General features: G+C 65.9%; 19 protein-coding genes, 1 tRNA gene and 1 riboswitch. Of the genes, 11 read left to right on the top strand and 9 right to left on the bottom strand.

The window, feature by feature from the left end:
* Nucleotides 1-356: 356 nt before the first annotated feature.
* Nucleotides 357-716 (bottom strand): hypothetical protein, encoded by a 360-nt coding sequence (locus tag QX108_RS23130; RefSeq protein ID WP_172110284.1) that lies wholly within the window; start codon nt 714-716, stop codon nt 357-359.
* Nucleotides 717-883: 167 nt separating this feature from the next.
* Here QX108_RS23130 and QX108_RS23125 point away from each other — a divergent pair, with 167 nt between their 5' ends.
* The 5 genes from QX108_RS23125 to QX108_RS23105 all read left to right on the top strand — a co-directional run bounded on the left by QX108_RS23125 (nt 884) and on the right by QX108_RS23105 (nt 6,811).
* Nucleotides 884-1,249, top strand: a complete 366-nt coding sequence (locus tag QX108_RS23125) for a nuclear transport factor 2 family protein (RefSeq protein WP_315722459.1) — start codon at nt 884-886, stop codon at nt 1,247-1,249.
* A gap of 173 nt (nt 1,250-1,422) precedes the next feature.
* Nucleotides 1,423-3,237: an AMP-dependent synthetase/ligase gene (locus QX108_RS23120; protein ID WP_315783056.1), complete on the top strand. Its 1,815-nt coding sequence runs from the start codon at nt 1,423-1,425 to the stop codon at nt 3,235-3,237.
* A 1,073-nt stretch (nt 3,238-4,310) separates the two neighbouring features.
* Nucleotides 4,311-5,309, top strand: coding sequence for a LacI family DNA-binding transcriptional regulator (locus QX108_RS23115; RefSeq protein ID WP_315783548.1), 999 nt, complete (start codon nt 4,311-4,313; stop codon nt 5,307-5,309).
* A gap of 227 nt (nt 5,310-5,536) precedes the next feature.
* A complete protein-coding gene (locus QX108_RS23110; RefSeq protein ID WP_315783054.1) occupies nt 5,537-5,875 on the top strand; it encodes a hypothetical protein in 339 nt (112 codons plus the stop codon).
* A gap of 30 nt (nt 5,876-5,905) precedes the next feature.
* Nucleotides 5,906-6,811, top strand: a complete 906-nt coding sequence (locus QX108_RS23105) for an SMP-30/gluconolactonase/LRE family protein (RefSeq protein ID WP_315783053.1) — start codon at nt 5,906-5,908, stop codon at nt 6,809-6,811.
* Here QX108_RS23105 and QX108_RS23100 read toward each other — a convergent pair.
* The 3 genes from QX108_RS23100 to QX108_RS23090 all read right to left on the bottom strand — a co-directional run bounded on the left by QX108_RS23100 (nt 6,789) and on the right by QX108_RS23090 (nt 8,145).
* A complete protein-coding gene (locus QX108_RS23100) occupies nt 6,789-7,094 on the bottom strand; it encodes a hypothetical protein (protein ID WP_315799605.1) in 306 nt (101 codons plus the stop codon). The genes QX108_RS23105 and QX108_RS23100 overlap by 23 nt on opposite strands.
* A gap of 30 nt (nt 7,095-7,124) precedes the next feature.
* On the bottom strand, nt 7,125-7,880 hold the full coding sequence (locus tag QX108_RS23095) for an SDR family oxidoreductase (protein ID WP_315722464.1): 756 nt from the start codon (nt 7,878-7,880) through the stop codon (nt 7,125-7,127).
* A 191-nt stretch (nt 7,881-8,071) separates the two neighbouring features.
* Nucleotides 8,072-8,145 (bottom strand) — tRNA-Gly (locus QX108_RS23090).
* A gap of 258 nt (nt 8,146-8,403) precedes the next feature.
* On the opposite strand from QX108_RS23090, the gene QX108_RS23085 reads away from it, so the two are divergent.
* From QX108_RS23085 to QX108_RS23070, 4 genes are all read left to right on the top strand, one after another.
* Nucleotides 8,404-8,976, top strand: coding sequence for a methylated-DNA--[protein]-cysteine S-methyltransferase (locus QX108_RS23085; protein ID WP_315783546.1), 573 nt, complete (start codon nt 8,404-8,406; stop codon nt 8,974-8,976).
* A 68-nt stretch (nt 8,977-9,044) separates the two neighbouring features.
* On the top strand, nt 9,045-9,884 hold the full coding sequence (locus QX108_RS23080; RefSeq protein WP_315783049.1) for an AraC family transcriptional regulator: 840 nt from the start codon (nt 9,045-9,047) through the stop codon (nt 9,882-9,884).
* 52 nt (nt 9,885-9,936) lie between these two features.
* Nucleotides 9,937-10,296, top strand: coding sequence for a VOC family protein (locus tag QX108_RS23075; RefSeq protein ID WP_315783047.1), 360 nt, complete (start codon nt 9,937-9,939; stop codon nt 10,294-10,296).
* A gap of 10 nt (nt 10,297-10,306) precedes the next feature.
* The gene (locus tag QX108_RS23070) at nt 10,307-10,708 is read left to right on the top strand and encodes an SRPBCC family protein (RefSeq protein ID WP_315722470.1); all 402 of its coding nucleotides are present in this window, start codon (nt 10,307-10,309) and stop codon (nt 10,706-10,708) included.
* 4 nt (nt 10,709-10,712) lie between these two features.
* Here the strand turns inward: QX108_RS23070 and QX108_RS23065 are convergent, their stop codons facing one another.
* Both QX108_RS23065 and QX108_RS23060 read right to left on the bottom strand, forming a co-directional pair.
* Nucleotides 10,713-12,182, bottom strand: a complete 1,470-nt coding sequence (locus tag QX108_RS23065) for an MATE family efflux transporter (protein ID WP_315783045.1) — start codon at nt 12,180-12,182, stop codon at nt 10,713-10,715.
* Between the two features lie 124 nt (nt 12,183-12,306).
* The gene (locus tag QX108_RS23060) at nt 12,307-13,413 is read right to left on the bottom strand and encodes a 2'-deoxycytidine 5'-triphosphate deaminase (protein ID WP_315783043.1); all 1,107 of its coding nucleotides are present in this window, start codon (nt 13,411-13,413) and stop codon (nt 12,307-12,309) included.
* A 112-nt stretch (nt 13,414-13,525) separates the two neighbouring features.
* A riboswitch (SAM riboswitch) is annotated at nt 13,526-13,605 on the top strand.
* 76 nt (nt 13,606-13,681) lie between these two features.
* Here QX108_RS23060 and QX108_RS23055 point away from each other — a divergent pair.
* Nucleotides 13,682-14,920, top strand: coding sequence for an O-succinylhomoserine sulfhydrylase (locus QX108_RS23055; protein WP_315783041.1), 1,239 nt, complete (start codon nt 13,682-13,684; stop codon nt 14,918-14,920).
* A 219-nt stretch (nt 14,921-15,139) separates the two neighbouring features.
* Here QX108_RS23055 and QX108_RS23050 read toward each other — a convergent pair whose 3' ends face one another.
* The 3 genes from QX108_RS23050 to QX108_RS23040 are packed head-to-tail and all read right to left on the bottom strand — an operon-like array spanning nt 15,140 to nt 18,443.
* Nucleotides 15,140-16,318 (bottom strand): SGNH/GDSL hydrolase family protein, encoded by a 1,179-nt coding sequence (locus QX108_RS23050; protein ID WP_315783039.1) that lies wholly within the window; start codon nt 16,316-16,318, stop codon nt 15,140-15,142.
* A 14-nt stretch (nt 16,319-16,332) separates the two neighbouring features.
* The gene (locus tag QX108_RS23045) at nt 16,333-17,091 is read right to left on the bottom strand and encodes an SGNH/GDSL hydrolase family protein (protein ID WP_315783037.1); all 759 of its coding nucleotides are present in this window, start codon (nt 17,089-17,091) and stop codon (nt 16,333-16,335) included.
* Nucleotides 17,091-18,443 carry an OpgC domain-containing protein gene (locus QX108_RS23040; RefSeq protein ID WP_315783035.1) on the bottom strand — a complete coding sequence of 451 codons (1,353 nt, stop codon included), beginning with the start codon at nt 18,441-18,443 and terminating at the stop codon, nt 17,091-17,093. The genes QX108_RS23045 and QX108_RS23040 overlap by 1 nt, the downstream gene beginning before the upstream one ends.
* A 327-nt stretch (nt 18,444-18,770) precedes the next feature.
* On the opposite strand from QX108_RS23040, the gene apaG reads away from it, so the two are divergent.
* Nucleotides 18,771-19,166 (top strand): Co2+/Mg2+ efflux protein ApaG, encoded by a 396-nt coding sequence (gene apaG, locus QX108_RS23035; protein WP_172110299.1) that lies wholly within the window; start codon nt 18,771-18,773, stop codon nt 19,164-19,166.
* Nucleotides 19,167-19,971: the final 805 nt, after the last annotated feature.

The following is a 19,971-nucleotide window of genomic DNA, read 5'->3' as shown; positions in this document are numbered from 1 at the left end:
CGCCTCACCCGGGCCCGACCATGGCAGTTGCGCCACGAGCTGGGCAGGAGCCCGGCATGATTCGTCTGGCGGCGCGGCTTCAACGTCACGGCAGCGCAAAACCCCGTGAAACTCCGGGTGCGCGAAGGCGGCGTTGTGGAGGGCGCCAAGACTGGGAGGAACGGATTTCCTGCGCCGGCCTTCGATACCGCTCAGGTTCCCGGCCCGCGGAACCTCGGCGGCGCCGATGCAGCCTCGATATCGGGTCGCATCCTCCCGGATCCGCTCCAGACGGAAGCGGCATCGCGGCCGACTCGATCGCCCGGCTTCGCTGAGGAATGCGCCGGCAGCGGCGCCATGTGAGCAGCGGAGCCGAACTAATCGTCGGGAAGGCGCACGGTGGCGCCGAAGGTGACGAGCGGCGCGTCGGCGGACCCGAGCTCGATCTGCCGCGCCGGCACCTCCTGATAGCTGCCGTCTTCAGTCTTTCTCAACTCATATTGCCAGACCGTTAACGCCTCGCCGCGCGCCAGCGCGTTGCGGATGCGGCTTGCGCCGCGGCCCGGGAGCTTGAGCAGGTCGTCGCGCATCATGCCGATCATCGTCGGGCTGTCGCCCCGATGCAGCTCGAAGAACACCATGCGGTTGGGCTTGTCCTGCGGCTTGAGCACGGTATCGGCCGTGAACAGGACGAGACAGATCGCGACCGCGATCAACTTCCAAGTGTCGGACAACATGCGACGCAAATCCCCCGCACCGTCTCTGCGCGCTGGGTAGGCCCGGCGCGGAGAGGCGGCAACTTACAGTTTGGTCATGCCAAATGAGATGACGTCGGACGTAATCGATTCGATGCATGATCGGCGCGATCTTCGCCGCCTCATCGTTCACAACATGGAGAGCACCGATGACCGAGATCGCCGCGATCGCCGACGGCTACATTGCGCTGTGGAACGAGCGCGACGCCACGCAGCGCCGCACGCTGCTCGCGCGGCAATGGACCGACGATGCCAGCTATGTCGACCCGCTGATGTGCGGCAGCGGCTACGACGGCATCGACGCACTCGTGAACGGCGTGCAGCAGCGCTTCCCCGACTTCCGCTTCCGCCTGCGCGGCAGCGCCAACGGCCACGGCAACTACGTCCGCTTCGCCTGGACGCTCGGTCCGGCGGATGCAGACGGCCCGATCGAGGGCACGGACTTCGTCGAGCTCGCCGACGGCCGCATTCGCCGCGTCACCGGCTTTCTCGACAAGGTGCCGGAGGGCGCGTGACGGACATCGCCACCGCCGCACGCGAGGGGCTCCCATGTCGCGGCGCACGAGCAGACGTCGCGTGATTGCGCTACGTCAACGTCGGTCCTGATCCGCCGCTGCAAGACGCTCGCGACGATACCGGATCGCCGGAGGCGGGCGTGCAGCAGTCTAATTCCATCGATGATCAGGCAATGGCGGCCGGACCGCTGGCCGCCATTGCGACCCTGCCCGCGCTGTGGCGCTGGCGCGTCGACCGGAGCCCCGACGCCGAGGCCTATCGTCACTTCGATCCGGCCGGCAACGGCTGGAGCAGCCTGTCATGGCACCAGATCGATCGCGTCGTCGATCGCTGGCAGCGGGCGCTCGCCGCCGAAGGATTGAAGCAAGGCGAGCGCGTCGCGATCCTGATGCCGAACGGGCTGGCGCATCTCGCGATGGATCAGGCGGCGCTGGCGCGCGGGCTGGTCCCGGTGCCGATGCATGCGGTCGACAACGCCGACAGCATCGCCTACATCCTCGCCGATTCCGGCGCGCGGCTGCTGCTGGTCGATTCCGACCAGCATTGGAATGAGATCGCCGCCGTCGGTCAGGCCCTGCCCGACCTGAAGCGGATCGTGTGCGCCGAGCTGCAGGCGCCTCCCGACGCCGCCGATCCGCGCGTCGCCGCGCTGGATGCCTGGCTGAATGCGTCCGGAGCCGGCGCGGCTCTCGACGAGATCGCCATCGCGTCGCACGACCTCGCCGCGATCGTCTACACCTCGGGCACCACCGGCCGGCCGAAGGGCGTGATGCTGTCGCACGACAATGTCGTCGCAAACGTCAAGGCGATCCATCAGCGGCTCGCGGCCGACATCGACGACGTGTTCCTGTCGTTCCTGCCGCTGTCGCACACGTTCGAGCGAACTGCGGGCTATTACTACGCGATCGCGATCGGTGCCTGCGTCGCCTATGCGCGCTCGGTGAGGCAGCTGTCGGAGGATCTGCTGGAGGTCCGCCCGACCATCCTGGTCTCGGTGCCGCGCATCTATGAGCGGATCTATTCGCTCGTCATGCATCACCGCGGGATCGCCAACCCGTTGGAGCGCGCGCTGCTCGATCTGACGCTCGCGATCGGCGGCCGCCGCTTCGATGCACGGCATGGGCACGCCACGCAGCCGATGTTCGAGCGCACCGCATGGCCGCTGCTGCGTCGCCTCGTCGCCGAGAAGGTGCTGGCCCGGTTCGGGGGGCGGCTGCGCGTCGCGGTGAGCGGCGGTGCGCCGATCGCCGAGCCGGTGGTGCGGCTGTTCCTGGCGCTCGGGCTCGACGTGCTGCAGGGCTACGGCATGACCGAGACCTCGCCGGTGGTCAGCGTCAACACGCCCGACGACAACGATCCGCGCACCGTCGGCCGCGCCCTCCCCGGCGTCGAGGTCCGCATCGGCGACAATGACGAGCTGATGGTGCGCGGCCCCCACGTGATGCTCGGCTACTGGCACCGGCCGGAGGAGACTGCGCGCATCAAGGAGGCCGACGGCTGGCTGCACACCGGCGACCAGGCCCGGATCGACCAGGGACGCATCACCATCACCGGGCGGATCAAGGACATCCTGGTGACGTCGACCGGCGAGAAGATCGCCCCCGCCGACCTGGAGACCGCGATCCTCACCGACCCGCTGTTCGAGCAGGCGATCGTGATCGGGGAGAGCCGCCCGTTCCTCACGGCGATCGTCGTCCTCAACCCCAAGGGCTGGGCCGAGCAGCAGGCGCGGCTCGCCGCTCACGGTCAGCGCGGCCCCGAGGCCGAAGCCGCCTCCCTGCTGCGCCACATCGCGCGCAGCGTGAAGGCCTATCCGGCCTACGCCACGCCGAAGGCGGTGCATTGGACCTTGGAGCCATGGACCATCCAGGCCGGCCTGATCACGCCGACCCTGAAGAACAAGCGCCCGGCGATCGAGCGGACGTTCGCCAGGGAGATCGAGGCGATCTACGCGAAGCGGCCGGCTGCCTCGACGATGAAGCAATAGGGACATCGGGCGGAAATGCGTGGCGGCAGAATGTGGCCGCACATACCGCTGTCTTCCCGGCGAACGCCGGGACCCATACTGCGTGATGTGCGTTGGCGGAGAAGGTCTGGATCGTCGTCCTTCGCAAAGCCGACGGTGGCGTTTATGGGTCCCGGCGTTCGCCGGGACGACGGTGGAAGTCGGGGAGACGCCTCGGTCAACATTGTCATTGCGAGGGGTGGGACCCTGCACATCACCAGGTACTTATTATGACGGACTCTGACTGGCCCCGGCCCATCCTTCCGTGAAAAAGAAATATCTTTCCTTTTTTCGGAAATCATGTATATCTCTCCGCATCCCGGCCCGCGAGAGGGGCGCTTCGCGATCGTCACGAGACGTGGGGCCGGCGATGCGGTGGCTGCGAGTGTGCTGCAGCGGGCCTCGTGCTCGCCGACGAACGGCAGACTTGCGGACGTGAAGACGCGTGGTCCTGGCGCCCCGAAGCTGGCGCCAAGTCGTCTGGTGATGATGATCCGGACGGCGACGGTGGCTAAAAAGCCGGACACCGGGGAGATCGCGACATAAGCGTGAAAACCATCGCGCGGGGAATGCCGGGTGTTCTCGGCTGAACCTGTGGTTCCTGCCGCCTGCATTTTTTTCCGCAGGCGGGCCATGGGTGCGGCCAGCGCCCGGCATTCCCCGCGCCCTCTCTCTTGCAGGGCGGGACGACCGGCACGACTCGGACGCAGCTGCGCCGCGAGAGGGCGATGACGCATGCCCACACGGACGTTCTTTCAGGTGCTTCTCGCTCGTCATGACGTTCGGGAGCCGTTGCTGCATTCTCCGCCGTCGTCGCGGCGAAGCCGGTGGCGTTGGGTCCCTTCGTCGCAAAGACGACCGCGGAATGTGACGAGGGATCGCCCCCTTCGTCGGCAGCGAATTCACCTGATTGTTATCGATATCATAAGCAGGGTATCCTTCTGCATCCGCCAGCTCCGGGCCGCCCGCCCCGGCGACGCGCAGCCAAGAGAAGACCGCATGAGATGAAGTCGACACGGCCGACTGCCCGAGCGCTGCCGAAGCGGCCCGCGACCATGGCGGAGGTGGCGGCGCGGGCCGGCGTGTCGGCGATGACCGTCTCCCGCGCCCTGAAGAGCGACGGCGCCGTCTCCGAGGAGACGCGGCGCAAGATCCTTTCGGCCGTCGACGAGCTCGGCTACGTGCTCGATCTTTCGGCTGGAGCGCTGTCCTCGAAACGTACCGGCTTCGTCGCCGTCCTGGTGCCTTCGATCAACAACTCCAACTTCTCCGACACCGCCCGCGGCATCACCGAGGTCATCGAAGGCCGGGGACTGCAGATGCTGCTCGGTTACACCGACTACGACATCGAGAAGGAGGAGCAACTCGTCCAGGCGATGCTGACCCGCCGTCCCGACGGGATCATCGTCACAGACGGGCGGCATACACCGAAGGCGCGGCGGATGCTGCGATCCGCCGGCATCCCCGTCGTGGAGACCTGGGATCTGCCGGCCGATCCGATCGATCACGTCGTCGGCTTCTCCAACGCCGAGGCCTCGCGTGCCCTGGTCCACCGGCTGTATCAGAAGGGCTATCGCAACATCGGCTTCATTGGTGGCGCCAGCCGGCGCGACACCCGCGGCGCCGACCGCCGGCTCGGCTACACCAGGGCAGTCGAGGAGCTCGGCCTGCCGGTCGGCCGCACCATCTCGTTCGGCAATCCGCCGATCTCGATGGAGCAAGGCGGCCAGGCGCTCGTGCACCTGATCCAGCAATGGCCCGATGTCGACGCCGCCGTCTGCGTCTCCGATCTCTCCGCCTTCGGCGCGATCATGGAGTGCCACCGCCGCAGCTGGGCCGTGCCCGGCCGGATCGCGATCGCCGGCTTCGGCGATTTCGAGGTGTCGCGCTGCGCCTGGCCACGCATCACCACCGTCGCCGTGGATTGCCGCAATATCGGGCGCGAGGCCGGTCGCATTCTGCTGGACGCACTCGACGCCGTGCAGCACGCGCACCCGCCGGCGCCGGCGACCCTGATCGTCCCGTTCGAGGTGATCGAGCGCGAAAGCACATGACGCCGCATCGCTTGACGGCTCGTCCTAGGAAGACTCGATGCTATCGACAACAAGATCGATGAGAGGAGCACCAACATCAAACCCTCCCGGTGAGGAGCGCCGCTGGCGGCGTGTCTCGAACCATGAAGCCCCGAACGAGGCGAAAGTGATCGCCCTGCTCTCACTCCCTCGCCGGCCCGCGAACGGCCGGCCACCGAGCCCTTTCTGACACTGAGGAGCGAATGCCGATGTACATCCGTTGCGCTTTCTTCAATGGCCGCGTGAAGCCCGGACGCGAAGCCGAGTTCACTGCCTATGTCCGCGAGAAGCTGGTGCCGCTATGGACGCGCTTTCCCGGCGCCCAGGAGGTCCGCGTGCTGCGCCAGGAGGATAGCGATAGCGATGCCCAGCGCTATGAGATGGTGCTGGCGATCCGCTATCCTTCGCACGCGGCGATCGAGCAGGCGCTGGCGTCGCCGGTGCGCGCGGAGAGCCGCGAGGTGACGGAAGGGCTGATGGAGATGTTCGAGGGCTCGATCTTCCACACCGTCTTCAGGGCCGACGATTTTCCGCTGCCGACCGACTGACCGCATCATCGCCGCCGGAGACCTTGCGCCATGACCACCTACGACATTCGCGACCCGCGCTTCAGCGCCCTGATCATCGGCCACGCCAAGCTGGAGAAGCTGTGGACCGGCTGCCGCTGGGCCGAGGGCCCGGTCTATGTTCCCGCGGCGAAATCGCTGCTGTGGTCTGACATCCCCAACGACCGCCTGATGCGATTCGACGAGACCGACGGCTCGGTCTCGGTATTCGAGACGCCTTGCGGCTATCACAATGGCCATACGCGCGACGCGCTCGGCCGCGTCATCGCCTGCGAGCATGGCGGCCGACGCATTTCGCGACTGGAGCACGACGGCACATGGGTCGGCTTGGTCGATCGTTTCGAGGGCAAGCGCTTCAACTCGCCGAACGACGCCGTGGTGAAGTCGGACGGCACGATCTGGTTCTCCGACCCGACCTACGGCATCGACAGCGCCTATGAGGGCCACGCGGCGCCGAGCGAGATCGGCGCGAGCCACGTCTATCGCTTCGATCCGGCCACCGGCGCAGTCGCAGCGGTCGTCACCGACATGGTGAAGCCGAACGGCCTTGCGTTCTCTGCCGACGAGCGCCTGCTCTACGTCGCCGACACCGGCGCGACCCACGTGCCGGATTGGCCCGCGGTCATCCGCGTCTACGCGGTCGCCGCGAGCGGAAGGACCGTCGGCGAAGGCCGTGTGTTCGCCACCTCGCCCGCCGGCTTGTTTGACGGCTTCCGCATCGACCGCAGCGGAAACATCTGGACCTCGACCGGCGATGCCATTGCCATCTACGCGCCCGATGGCACCTTGATCGGGCGCATCCCGGTGCCCGAGATCGTCTCCAACGTCACCTTCGGCGGGCCGAAGCGCAACCGGCTCTACATCACCGCGCAAACCTCACTCTACGCGATCTTCGTCAACGCCCATGGAATCGACTGAGACCACACGACCGCTCCGGCGCGCCGACCATGCACGTCAACTGACCGGTCGCAGCCTTGGGCGTGCCGACCGAAAGCGGACGATCAATCGAGCCCAGCACGACGGCGGCGGCAGCATCTGCCGCCGACATCGCGCCGAGCGCAACGAGCGACGCGACCTTGGCCGCATCGAGATCGAACGCGACAAGGCCTGTTGCGGCCTGAGCGGGCCGGGCACCAATCGCGCCGGCCATCGCGTCAGTGCCGATCGACGCGACGACACGACTCGCGTCGACACGCGGCAAGCGCTGCGCTGGATGGCGCGACGGCCGGCCTCAGAGCGAGGCGGTGATGCCGCCATCGACATAGAGCACGTGGCCATTGACGAAGGACGATGCCGGCGAGGCCAGGAAGATGCAGGCGCCGACGAGTTCCTCGACCTTGCCCCAGCGCCCCGCTGGCGTGCGCTTCTCGAGCCAGGCCGAGAAGGCCGGATCAGCAACCAGTGCAGCGTTGAGCGGCGTATCGAAATAGCCGGGCGCGATGGCGTTGACCTGCAGGCCGTGCTTGGCCCAGTCCGTCGCCATTCCCTTCGTGAGGTTTCCGACCGCGCCCTTGGTCGCCGTGTACGGTGCGATCGACGGACGCGCGAGCGACGTCTGCACCGAGGCGATGTTGATGATTTTGCCGCCGTGCCGTCCGATCATGTGGCGCGCACAGGCTTGGCCGACGTTGAACACCGAGGCGATGTTGGTCTGCAGCAGGCGCTGGAACGCCTCCTCGGGGAAATCCTCCAGCGGCGCCCGATGCTGCATGCCGGCATTGTTGACGAGAATGTCGATCGGGCCGACCTCGGCTTCGAAGCGATCGACCGCCGCACGCACGGCGGCGTGATCGGTCACGTCGAAAGCGAGAATGCGCGCGCTTGGAATGTCGCGAGCAGCAGCGGCGAGCTTGGCCTCGTCGCGGCCGTTGAGCACGATTTCGGCGCCGGCTTGAGCAAGACCCCGCGCAAGCGCAAGACCAATGCCTTGCGAAGATCCGGTCACGAGAGCGCGACGCCCCGCCAGATCGAACAAGTCGACCGCCACTCCGCTTTCTCCGCCTGCTACGTTGAACCCGCCGGGCAAGACTATGTTATCGATAACAAATGCTGTCAACGCCACGGCTTCTGGCTTCGTCCCGCAACGCGACGAGGGTCGTCGCGTTGCTCGCAAGCGCACGCACCCATCTCGTCGAGATGGCGATCTCTTGTGATCGTTAGGGGTGATCGCTATGAGGCTGGAGCGGGCGAAGGGAATCGAACCCTCGTATGCAGCTTGGGAAGCTGCCGTTCTACCATTGAACTACGCCCGCATGGGTCAATGCTTAACCGAGCCGCAGCGTTTCGCCAAGCGGCTTGTCACTCTGCGGATCGTCGCGGAGCCTGCCGTCGGACCCGTCTCGCGTGCTGCACCGCATGGCGCCGCGCAGATCGAGACGGCGCTTGACAACCATGACCCAAATCAGGGCAAACCCGCCCCGGTCGTGCCGCGCTGTTAACAAACTGTTAACAAAATTGATGCGGTCGACCGCGGCAGTGCTATGGTTGTGGTGTGGGGTTGGGGTGGCGTCATGGGGCGTGGGTATACGATCTTTGATACGGCCCTCGGCCGTTGCGGCATCACGTGGAGCGATGCCGGGATCACCGGTGTGCAGCTGCCGGAAGCACGGGAAATCGAGACCCGGCGGCGGTTGTTCCGCCAGTTTCCGGAAGCACGGGAGCAGCGCCCGTGTTCGAACACTGAACTCGCCATTGAGGGCATTTCCGCCATGCTGCGCGGCCGGGATGTCGACTTCTCGGACGTAGCGCTCGATCTCAGCGGCGTACTGCCGTTCAACCAGCGCGTCTACGAACGCATCCGCGCCATTCCGCGCGGCGAGACGCGCAGCGCTGACGAGCTCGCAATCGAGCTTCACGTCGCCGGAGCGCTGAACTCGATTGCGCAGGCCCTGACGAAGAATGCGTTCGTCCTGATCGTGCCGTGCCACCGCGTGCGCGACCTCGGCAGCAGCCACGACAAGCCGTCACCCAACAGCGGGGTCATCTCCAAGCGGCGGCTGCTGTCGCTCGAAGGCGCACGGCCGCTTGCAGGCCTGACCTTGTTCGACGCTCTGCTCACCGTCGACCGGGCCCGCGCCTCATGAGCGTCAAGTCCTCGAAATTTCTCACACCCAACCCTCGTCTTTCACGCGCGATGCCCTAGATTGCCAGGATGACCGCGACCATCCTGTTCGAAAGTCGAGACGTCACCGTATCTGAATTCCGCTGTGCGGCGGCTCCGGGTGAGCGTTCCTACGCCGAGCAATATACCGGCTACTCGCTGTCCTACGTGCGCAAGGGCAGCTTCGGCTGCCATCACCGCGGCCGCTTCTTCGAGCTGGTCACCGGCTCACTGCTGGTCGGACATCCCGGCGACGAGTACATGTGCACGCATGACCACGTCTGCGGCGACGAGTGCCTGTCGTTCTTTTTCGATGAAGCCATCATTGACGAGATCGGCGGCGACAAGCGGACCTGGCAGACCGGCGCCACGCCGCCGCTCCCGGAGCTGATGGTGCTCGGCGAGCTCGCCTTGGCCGGGGCCGACCGCGAGCGCACGCATGGACTTGACGAGATCGGTCATCTCATCGCCGGCCGCTTCGTAGCCACCGTCACCGGACGAGAGGAGCGGCCGCCACAACCGAGCCTGCGGGATCGCCGGCGCGCGGTCGAGAGCGCGTTGTGGATCGACGAGAATTCGGAGCGCGACATCGACCTGGCGGATGCGGCCCGTGAGGCCGGTGTCAGCCCGTTCCACTTCTTGCGACTGTTTGCGGCGACGATCGGCGTGACACCGCATCAATATCTGATCCGGGCACGTTTGCGGCGCGCCGCCCGGCGCCTCAGCGAGGAGGACGCGCCGGTTACGGACATCGCCTATGATACGGGTTTCGCGGACCTGTCGAACTTCACCCGCACCTTCACGCGCGCCGCCGGCGTGTCGCCATCGAAATTCCGCAAGGCTTCGCGCGGCGAGCGCAAGATTCTCCAAGAGCGGATCGGCCGCCACTGATGAGATGATCTCAGCGCGTGCAACAGCTGCATGCCCAGCATGGAGATCATCGATGTACGATCATATCGGCCTCAAGGTTGGCAATCTCGACGCCAGCATCCGCTTCTATACTGCCGCACTGGCGCCGCTCGGACACATCCTCTGTTCGAAGGACGAAGTCTCCGCAGGGATCGGCCCCAAGGGCGAGCCGATGCTCTGGCTCTATCTCGACAAGGCCGCGGCCAACGCTGCAGCACATGTCGCGTTTCGCGCTTCCGATCACGCTGCCGTTGCCAGATTCCACAGCGAGGGACTGAAAGCCGGCGGCCGCGACAACGGCGGTGCCGGGCCGCGCACGGACTATAGTCCGACCTACTACGCCGCATTCCTGATCGATCCCGACGGCAACAACATCGAAGCCGTGTGCCCTTGAGGTGATCGTCATGGCATCGATTCAAAAGGAGATCCCGATCGCAGCCCCGGCGGCTGCCGTGTGGGACGCCGTACGCGATTTCGGCGCCGTTCATATCCGGCTGGCCCCCGGTTTCGTGACCGATACCCGACTCGACGGCGACGTCCGCATCGTCAGCTTCGCCAATGGGAGCGTGGTGCGCGAGCAATTGGTCGACTGCAACGATGAGCGCCGGCGCCTGGTCTATGCCATCAAGAATCAGCGCATCACCCAGCACAGCGCGTCGTTTCAGATCTTCCCGGAAGGCGAGGAACGCTGCCGAATGATCTGGACGACGGACGTGCTGCCGCACGAGATCGCGCCCTATATCGAGCAGCAGATGGAGCTCGGCGCGCGTGCGATGCAGGACACCTTGGGCAGGCAGCGCGTGTAGCAGCTCAGCCGAGGCGCGGCGGCGGCTGAGAGCCAGAGTTGCGGGCGGGCGCCAACGCGGCCGGGCGCAGCTCGATCGTGGCAGGCTTCGAACCCCAGCGGGTGAGCATGACGCTGGCGAGAGTCAGGCCGCCGAGGAGGACCATGGATGCCGCTGCCAGCAGGAAAAACTCGCCCTCGGTGGCGGCATGCTGCAGCAGATAGCTGCCGCCGGCGGCGATGAAGACGAGCCGCGCTGTCTGTGCCAGCACCGGCCCGATCACGCGCGCCGCGCCTTGCGAGGAGAAATACATCGAGATCGCCAAGCCGATGAAGGCATACATCGGCGCCGCGATTTGAAGATAATGCCGGCCGGCGCTGCGCGCGCTCTCATCCTGAGTGAAGATGTCGACCCAAACCTGCGGGGAGATCGCGATGCCGGTCGACAACACACCCATGGTGGTGAAGGAGACGAGACCCGCGGTCCAGGCAACGCGGCGGGCGCGCGCGATCTGCTCAGCACCGATTGCCATGCCCACCATCGGCACCGAGGCCATGCCGATCGAGAACCCGACGGTCGTCATCATGAATTCGAGGCGAGCGCCGATTCCGTAGCCGGCGAGCACGGCCGTGCCGAAGCCCGCGAGCATATGGGTGAAGATCGCGATCGACAGCACCGACTGCAGCGGCGAGAAGCAGGCGATCGCACCGACCTTGAGAATGTCGGCGAACATCGCACGGCTGATCTTGAGACCACGGAGCTTCGGCCTGACGCGAGCTCGCCCCGAGAACAGATACCAGCTCATGACCGAGATGCTGACGCTGAAGGCGAGCAGCGCGCCCGCCGCGACGCCGCGCATGCCGAGGCCAAGACCCAGGCTCAGCGTGCCACCCAGAACGATCTGCAACAGCGCCGAGCTGAGGATCATGAACGACGGCAGCTTCATGTTGCCGGTGCCGCGCAGGATGCCGGCCATGGAGTTCATCAGCCACGGCAGCACGGCGCCGCCGAAAAATATCTGCAGGTATGCGACGGCGTGGCTCAGCACCGCGCCGCGGCCGCCGAGCAGCTCCAGCAGAGCGGGACCGAACACCAGCATGCCGATCATGAAGGCTGCGCCGAACAGCAGGGCGATCAGCAGCGCATGCGAGGCCAGCGTTGAAGCGCGCTCAGTATCGCCGGCGCCGAGTGCTCGCGCGATCGCGGAGGCCACGCCGCCGCCCATGGCGCCACCGGACATCGTCATGGTGAGGATTACCAGCGGAAACACCAGCGCCATGGCCGCGAGCGCCTCGATGCCGAGCCGGCCGATATAGGACGTCTCGGCGATGACGACGCAGGTGCCCGCCGTATTCGCGATGATGTTGGGCCATGCCAGCGACAGCAAGGTGCGCAGGATGGGGCCGTCGACCAGCGCATTCCGCATCGGCTTCACGGCGATCGGCAAGGAACGCCCTTCGTCGACCGGACTGTCGGCCAAGCCGATCTCGGACATTTCAGCTCCCCGCTCGGCCGCGCGCGTCGCAGCCCCATTGGCTTTCGTTGAAGCCTTCCTAGCACACTGCCGGGGTACGCCCTGTGCGGCGGGCGCATTGGGGGTGCGCGGCAGACGCAGCCGGCTAGAGCCGGAAATGCTTGGACAGCTTGAGGCCCTGGGCCTGGTAGTTGGAGCCGATGCGGCTGCCATACATCGCGTTCGGCCTGGCCAGCATCTTCTCATAGACGAGGCGGCCGACGATCTGGCCGTGCTCGAGGATGAACGGCACCTCGCGCGAGCGCACCTCGAGCACGGCGCGCGAGCCCTGCCCGCCGGCGCCGGCATAGCCGAAGCCGGGATCGAAGAAGCCGGCATAGTGGACGCGGAATTCGCCGACCAGCGGATCGAACGGCACCATCTCCGCGGCGTAGTCCGGCGGCACCTGCACGGCTTCCTTGGAGGCCAGGATGTAGAACTCGCCGGGATCGAGGATGAGGCTGCCGTCGGGACGCGCCTTGATCGGCTCCCAGAACTCCTCCACCGGATAGCCGGCCCGGCGGTCGACATCGACCACGCCCGTGTGGCGCTTGGCGCGATAGCCGACATAGCCGTTGGCGTTCGCCCCGGAGAGATCGACGGACAGCGCCACGCCGCCGGCGAGATCCGCATCGTCGCGATCGACCAGCCGCTCGGCTTCGTGCAGCGCGATCAGCTCATCCTCCGACAAAACCGCATCGCGATAGCGGAAGCGGACTTGCGACAGGCGGGAGCCTTCGCGCAACAAGACGGGAAAGGTCTTCGGGCTGATCTCGGCATAGAGCGGGCCATGATAGCCGGCGCCGATCATGTCGAAGCGGCGGGTGCCGTCGGCGATCACGCGCGTGAACACGTCGAGCCGGCCGGTGGAGCTCTTGGGATTGGCGGCAGCGACGATGTCCTTCGGCAGCGCCAGGCTCTCCAGCAGCGGCACGATGTAGACGCAGTTGGTCTCCAGCACTGCGCCGTCGGCGAGCGCGAACTCGTGGAGCTTCAGCTCGTCGATGCGTTCGGCGACGGTCGAGCCGGGGCCGGGCAGAAAGCTCGCGCGCACGCGGTAGGCAACGTCGCCGAGGCGGAGGTCGAGGCTCGCCGGCTGGATCTGACTCTCGACGAAGTCGTATTCGGGAATGATCAGGCCGGCCTCCGCCATCGCCACGATCATGCGGTCGGGCAGGATGCCATGGGCGTCGGCGGGAAGCGAGAACGGCAAGACCTGATCCTTTGCAGGCGCCGGAACGGCGGCTATGCGAGCCTATATAGGGTCTTTTGACCGGTTATCCGATGGCTGGCTTGACGGAAAGGCCGTGTGGGACTAAGAGCACGACTTATCCCGTGGTGATTTGAGCCGGCCGGCTTGCAGCCACGTTAAATAAGTCGCTAAACAGGCCGGGGACGATTGTGATCCCGGCCGTGAGGAGTTTTCCCAGGCCGGTTTTTTTGTGCCCATCGCCGACAGCGGTGGTCACGATGGAGGTCACATGTCCAATTCTCCTGCGTCCAATTCTCCTGCGTCGAAGTCCCCCGCGAAGGCCCCGGCGTCGTTCGCTCAGTATCGTCCCGAAACCCGGCTGGTGCATTCCGGCGGCCTGCGTTCCGAATTCGGCGAGACCGCCGAGGCGCTCTACCTCACCCAAGGTTTCGTCTACGCCACTGCCGAGGAGTGCGAGGCGCGCTTCAAGGGCGAGGACCCCGGTTTCATCTATTCGCGCTTCTCCAACCCGACCACGGCGATGTTCGAGCGCCGCATGATCGAACTCGAAGGCGCCGAAGCCTGCCGCTCGGCCGCGACCGGCATGGCCGCCGTGACCACCGCGATCCTCGCGCCCTTGCGGGCCGGCGACCACGTCGTCGCGGCCAAGGCGCTGTTCGGCTCCTGTCGCTACGTCGTCGAGGACCTGCTGCCGCGCTACGGCATCGAGTCCACCCTCGTCGACGGGCTCGATCTCGACCAGTGGCAGAAGGCGGTCAGGCCGAACACCAAGTCGTTCTTCCTGGAGAGCCCGACCAATCCGACGCTCGACGTGATGGACATCCCGGCGATCGCCGAGATCGCGCATGCGCATGGCGCGCGGCTGATCGTCGACAACGTGTTCGCGACGCCGATCTGGCAGAGCCCGCTGGCGCTGGGCGCCGATGTCGTCGTGTACTCCGCGACCAAGCACATCGACGGCCAGGGCCGCTGCCTCGGCGGCGTGATCCTGTCGTCGGAGGCGTTCATCGCCGAGCACATCCACAATTTCATGCGCCAGACCGGACCGTCGATCTCGCCGTTCAATGCCTGGGTGCTGCTGAAGGGTCTTGAGACGCTCGCGGTGCGTGTGCGCGCGCAGACCGACACGGCGGGCAAGGTGGCCGACTTCCTCGCCGCGCATCCGAAGATCTCGCGGCTGATCTATCCGGGCCGCGAGGACCATCCGCAGGCGGCGACCGTGCGCAAGCAGATGCGCGCCGGCTCGACCTTGGTCGGCTTCGAGGTCAAGGGCGGCAAGCCCGCGGCATTCCGCACGCTCAATGCGCTCAAGCTCGCACGGATCTCCAACAATCTCGGCGACTCCAAGACGCTGGTCACCCATCCCGCAACGACCACGCATCAGCGGCTGACGCCGGAGGCGCGCGCTGAGCTCGGGATCAGCGAGGGCTTCATCCGCTTTTCGGCTGGGCTCGAGCATGCGGATGATCTGATCGAGGATCTGGATGCGGCCCTGAAGGCCGCTTAGCGCCGTAGGGCAGTTGCATCTGACGATCGCAGCGATGCGCTCGTTCGTCTCACCATCGTCATGGCCGGGCTCGTCCCGGCCATCCACGTCGATCGGCACGCTGAGAACGACGTGGATGGCCGGGACGAGCCCGGGCATGACGGAGTAACTAACTGCGGGGATTTGTCGGTCGCGACAGCCCCGAGTTTTCATATGCGATAGCCCTGCCGCTCGCCCTCGTCACATCGGCCGATAGGTCAGCACTTCCGCCGGGGCGTTGACGCCGAGCTTCACCTGGCCGACGGAGCGGATGATGTCATCACCGAGCAGCTGGGCGAAGCAGGCATAGCCCCAGTCGCTCATGTGCAGGCCGTCCGAGATCACGAACTCGTTGATCGGGATCGCCTGTCGCTCGTGCCAGTCGCGCATCACCTCGAAGCGCGGGAAGATGCCGGCGTGATGCAGCTCGGCGATGCGGCCGAGCAGCTTGTTCATGCGGCTGGCATTCTCCGAACGCTCGTTGACCCTGGGCGAATATTGCAGATCGACCAGCACGACGTCGGACGCCGCCGCCTGGATCTTGGCGACACCGTCCTCGACCAGCCTGGCGGTCTCGGTCGGATCGAGGTCGCGCAGCACGGCGTTGGTCCCGACCTGCCAGATCACCAGATCCGGATGACGGTCGATCACCGACGTCTCCAGCCGCTTCATCATTTCCGGCGCATCCTCGCCGCCGACGCCGGCATTGATGACGCTGATGTCGGCCATCGGATATTGCCGGCGCAGCTGTGCGGCGAGCCGGTTGGGATAATTGTATTCGGGCGCGCTCGAGCCATAGCCCTGGGTCGACGACGAGCCGAACGCGACGATCACGACCGGCAGTCCCGACGCGAGCTTGTTGGCGACATGCGGCAGCGAGATGAAGTTCTTCTTCGCGACGCCTTTCGGCGGCAGGCACGGCACGCGGTTGAAGATGTCGGTGGCGGACTTCGCGACCTGCTTGACCTTGTCGATCGCCCGCTCGGTGATGCTGCGCGACTGAGGTGTCGCGGCCGCGACGGGCTGGACGGCCCCCAACGCCGCATTCGGAGGCGTCGCATTTGGAGCCGGCACGTTTGCCGCTGACGGCGCGGTCGGTGCTGCCTGTGATATCGCCGTCGGGGACTGACTGGCCGTGGTCGACGGATGCACGGCGGCGATCTGTCCGGTCCCCTGGCTGGCCGCCTGGGCGACCGTGATGTGGCCGATGGTCGGCCGGAGCTCCTTGATGGTCGACGCCTCTGCCTCGGGCGATGCTGCTGACGCGACGCTCTGTGCGTGCGCCAGATGCGGACCGATCGAGAGGGCAAGCACCACCGCAACAGCGGCGGACGGCATCTTCCATGTCCCAGATACGCGGCGACGACAATTGTAGGTCATGAACACGACGGATCCTAGTTCTGCTGCGCCGGCCCGATATGCGCTGCGTCGATGATGAACTTCGACAGCGCCCGGCCGAGACAGTCGTGAACCTGCTTGGCCAACTCGATCCCGTGCGTTGGATTGAACAGGTCGAAATCGCCCTGCTCGTTCCATTGCCGCATGATGGCGAAGCGGTCGAACAGCGGAATGTCGCGCTGCTGCGCCACGACACGCATGTTGTCGATGTAGGGCGGCACGGAGATCAGGGTCTCCGTCCGCGGGCTGTATTGCAGGTTCATCAAGATGACATCAGCCCCCGCGTTCTGCAGCGTCGCGACACCGTCATTGACCGCCTGACGAAACTCATCAGGATCGATGGACCGCATGGCGTCGACCGTGCCGGTTTGCCAGATGACTAAATTAGGCCTTTTTCCTTCCACCAGTTTAACAAGATTGCCAGCGGTTTCTTCGGCGGTCTTCTTCGGCTGCAGTTCGACGGCGAGGTTGACGGTGACCGCAGGGAGCTTGTCCTTCAGCGACGCCTGCAGCCGGGCGGGATAGGCATTGGCGTCGGAGGCGCTGAGGATCGCCGACGAGCGGCTTCCGACCACCAGAATGTTCAGCGTACGGCCGTTCTTGACGGCCTCTGCAACCTTCGGAAGCGGGCTCTCGGTGGTCAGCAGGTAGGCCGGCACCTCGCAGGTCTGCGGCGCATCTTCGGCGCGCGCCGCCGCCGCCAGCGAAACCGCCAGCGCTGCGATACCAAACCTTAACCACGAGACGGACTTCATCAGCCCCCTCCCGCCATGTCGGCGTTGCTGCGCGCACCCTTTCGCGCGGCACCCTTGTCGGCCTCACGCTTGTACCACGAAATCAGCGCTGCAACTCCCCACATGGCAAGGATGCCGCAGAGGCTGATCATGGCATGCATCATGGGGCCGCCGGACACTTCGGCAAGTACGAAGTGGCCTGCAAAGGCGAGAAATACGCCGAGACAGAAGATCTCCAGCGAGTGTTGCCCACAAACAATCAGCGGGCGCAGCCAGCGCGACTTCAGCAGCGGCCAATCCTTGCGCAGATAGTGCACCGTGAGTGCTGCAAGTGCGAGGAAATGAGCGAAACGCAACACGTCCAGGTCTGTCTTGTCGATCGGATACATCCATTGCTCGATTCGGCGCGGCATCAGGTGGCCGAGCTGCGGGATGTACCAGGTCAGCGTGACGCAGAACGCCGCGACCAGATAGGCGACGCAGAGGCCGAGCGTGATCGGTGAGTTGAGGATGCCCGACATGCGCCTGGCGCCGCCAAGCGCGCACCAGGCGCCGAATACGAACAGCAGCTGCCAGGCGAACGGATTGAAGGCCCAGAATCCGTTCGGATAGGCCGACAAATAGAGGTCGAACTCCCAGGTGACCGCGTAGAGAACGACCGACAGCGCGAGCGTCAGGTCGGGACGCCAGCGCATCAGCCACAGGATCAACGGCAGAAACAGCATCAGCACGATGTAGAGCGGCAGCACGTCCATGTTGACCGGGCGGAAGCGCAGGATCAGCGCCTGGACGATGGTCACGTCCGGCTGCTTCAGGAAATCCATGATCCCCATCTCTTCGGTGTAGAGCGGGTTCTCGAAGCTGGTCGCCACGTAGGAGATCTCGGCGAGGAAGATCGTGAACAGGAAGACGTGCGCGACGTAGATCTGCCAGACGCGGCGCAGGATGCGCGCGGTGGCCACGACGAAGCCGGCGTCCTGCATCGCCCGCCCGTAGACGAACGCGGCGGTGTAGCCGGAGATGAAGATGAAGATTTCGGTGGCGTCGGAGAAGCCGTAGTTGCGGATCGTGAACCAGGTCAGAATGTTCGGCGGCAGATGGTCGATGAAGATCAGCCACAGGGCCAGCCCGCGGAACAGATCGAGCCGCAACTCGCGCTCGCCGACCGCCGGGAAGGTGATCGCAGGCGCGGCCGTGGTGGCGGATGCAGCAGGCGCGGTGGGCGCGGCCGTGACGGCCGGCGTCGCGGCGATGGCCGATGCGGGCGCGACGTCCGGCGCAGGCGTGGTCGCGCCGGTCTCCGCAGCCGGCGCTGGCGCGGCTGTGGCTGCGGGGACGGATGGTCCGGCAAGGCGATCGGCAATCGACGTCATCAGTCACCACGTCAAGGCTGCCAGCCCGACAGGCCCGGCAGGAGAAATGTAGGGCTGCGCAGTTTTTGCGCAAGCGATGAAGGACTTATCAGCTGGGCCGTGCCCAGTTTTTCGACTTTGGCGGACGGCCGAGAACGACCGCGTGACGCATGACCGATCGAAAGCTGCCGAGGATGCTGCCAGCCGCAACCGCAAGCCGTCACACGGCGACCAGGGCGCGCAAGCGGATGGCAGAGTCCGCGATTCTGGTGCCATAATCCGGAACTGTGTTGAAAGCACGATGGCGTTACGATTGGTTCCGGGACAAGTTTCCGCTACAATACATCCATGTACCGCGCCGTGACTCGCCACATCGAAGTGACCGTCGAACCGAACTTCCTGCCGGAGAAGTCGTCGGTCGCCGATGGCCGTTGGTTCTGGTCGTATACGGTAGTGATCACCAATACCGGCGAGGAGACCGTGCAGCTGCGCAGCCGGCACTGGATCATCACAGACGGCGTCGGCCGGCAGCAGGAGGTCCGCGGCGAGGGCGTGGTCGGCGAGCAGCCGGTGCTCGCGCCCGGCGAGCGCTTCGAATACACCTCCGGCGTGCCGCTCACCACCGCCTCCGGCTTCATGTCCGGCTCCTATCAGATGGAAAGCGCCGGCGGCGAGCACTTCGACATCGCGGTGCCCGCGTTCTCGCTGGACAGCCCCGACGGTGGCAAGCGGGTGTTGAACTAGGTCGAGACCCGCCCCCGCTCGACCCACCCAGCCTCCGACGCCCTGCACGGTTCCCGGTTTCACGCTCGTCTCAGCTCGCACGCAGCCGACGACTCCACTGCTGTCGTCCCGGGCAAGCGTCCGGCAACGCGTAGCGTTGGCGGACGCGCAGACCCGGGATCCATAACCACAGGATTCAGTTTGTCGACGGCTGGAGCGGCGTTCTCGTCTCACCACTTAGCCCTGTGGTTCTGGGTCCCGGCGCGAGGCCGGGACGACACCGTTGATGTCGAGCCAGGCTGCCTTACCCTTGGCAGGGCGCGTGAGCTGAGAGTCCACGATCACGCCAAACATCATCGTTCTCGCCACGCCTTCGCGCCCGAGCTGTGTCCATTCGTCCGCCCTCTCGATCAGAGGGCGCAGGGAAGGCCGGGCCTCGGCTGAGGCCCGTGGCCCGCCTGCGGAAAAACATGCAGGCGGCAGGTACCACAGGTTCAGCCGGAACGACCCGGCCCTCCCTGCGCGACGGTTTTAGCGGCTGCTTCGCGTTCTCCCTGGTGCGCCGGGCTTTCTGGCCACCATCCCCATGCGAAGCTGGGCTTCAGCATGAGTTGACATCAGCGTCGGGATGTCAGGACCGCGCGACTTGACCGTGCGTGCATCGCCGTTCGTCCGCGCAGACTGATCCACGCTGCGTCGACACACGCCCATCGCATCCCACTGCCAACGTCTCGTGACGGTCGCGACACGTCCCTCATGCGGCAGCAGGGACGCGCGGAAATGTGCCAGTGATTTGCCCGACGACACAAGTTGTTTGTGGATGCGA

This window comes from Bradyrhizobium sp. SZCCHNR1002 (assembly GCF_032381435.1).
Classification (GTDB): domain Bacteria; phylum Pseudomonadota; class Alphaproteobacteria; order Rhizobiales; family Xanthobacteraceae; genus Bradyrhizobium; species Bradyrhizobium aeschynomenes.
Note: the sequence above shows the minus strand (reverse complement) of the source record. Positions and strands in the feature narration are given on the sequence as shown.

Excerpts from the sequence above, each read along its gene's own strand:
- QX108_RS23085 (WP_315783546.1), top strand. The coding sequence starts at position 8,404 with ATGGGGCGTGGGTATACGATCTTTGATACGGCCCTCGGCCGTTGCGGC.
- QX108_RS23040 (WP_315783035.1), bottom strand. The coding sequence starts at position 18,443 with ATGACGTCGATTGCCGATCGCCTTGCCGGACCATCCGTCCCCGCAGCC.
- QX108_RS23125 (WP_315722459.1), top strand. The coding sequence starts at position 884 with ATGACCGAGATCGCCGCGATCGCCGACGGCTACATTGCGCTGTGGAAC.
- QX108_RS23065 (WP_315783045.1), bottom strand. The coding sequence starts at position 12,182 with ATGTCCGAGATCGGCTTGGCCGACAGTCCGGTCGACGAAGGGCGTTCC.
- QX108_RS23115 (WP_315783548.1), top strand. The coding sequence starts at position 4,311 with ATGGCGGAGGTGGCGGCGCGGGCCGGCGTGTCGGCGATGACCGTCTCC.
- QX108_RS23120 (WP_315783056.1), top strand. The coding sequence starts at position 1,423 with ATGGCGGCCGGACCGCTGGCCGCCATTGCGACCCTGCCCGCGCTGTGG.
- QX108_RS23055 (WP_315783041.1), top strand. The coding sequence starts at position 13,682 with ATGTCCAATTCTCCTGCGTCCAATTCTCCTGCGTCGAAGTCCCCCGCG.
- QX108_RS23105 (WP_315783053.1), top strand. The coding sequence starts at position 5,906 with ATGACCACCTACGACATTCGCGACCCGCGCTTCAGCGCCCTGATCATC.
- apaG (WP_172110299.1), top strand. The coding sequence starts at position 18,771 with ATGTACCGCGCCGTGACTCGCCACATCGAAGTGACCGTCGAACCGAAC.
- QX108_RS23070 (WP_315722470.1), top strand. The coding sequence starts at position 10,307 with ATGGCATCGATTCAAAAGGAGATCCCGATCGCAGCCCCGGCGGCTGCC.
- QX108_RS23045 (WP_315783037.1), bottom strand. The coding sequence starts at position 17,091 with ATGAAGTCCGTCTCGTGGTTAAGGTTTGGTATCGCAGCGCTGGCGGTT.
- QX108_RS23080 (WP_315783049.1), top strand. The coding sequence starts at position 9,045 with ATGACCGCGACCATCCTGTTCGAAAGTCGAGACGTCACCGTATCTGAA.
- QX108_RS23130 (WP_172110284.1), bottom strand. The coding sequence starts at position 716 with ATGTTGTCCGACACTTGGAAGTTGATCGCGGTCGCGATCTGTCTCGTC.
- QX108_RS23050 (WP_315783039.1), bottom strand. The coding sequence starts at position 16,318 with ATGACCTACAATTGTCGTCGCCGCGTATCTGGGACATGGAAGATGCCG.
- QX108_RS23110 (WP_315783054.1), top strand. The coding sequence starts at position 5,537 with ATGTACATCCGTTGCGCTTTCTTCAATGGCCGCGTGAAGCCCGGACGC.
- QX108_RS23075 (WP_315783047.1), top strand. The coding sequence starts at position 9,937 with ATGTACGATCATATCGGCCTCAAGGTTGGCAATCTCGACGCCAGCATC.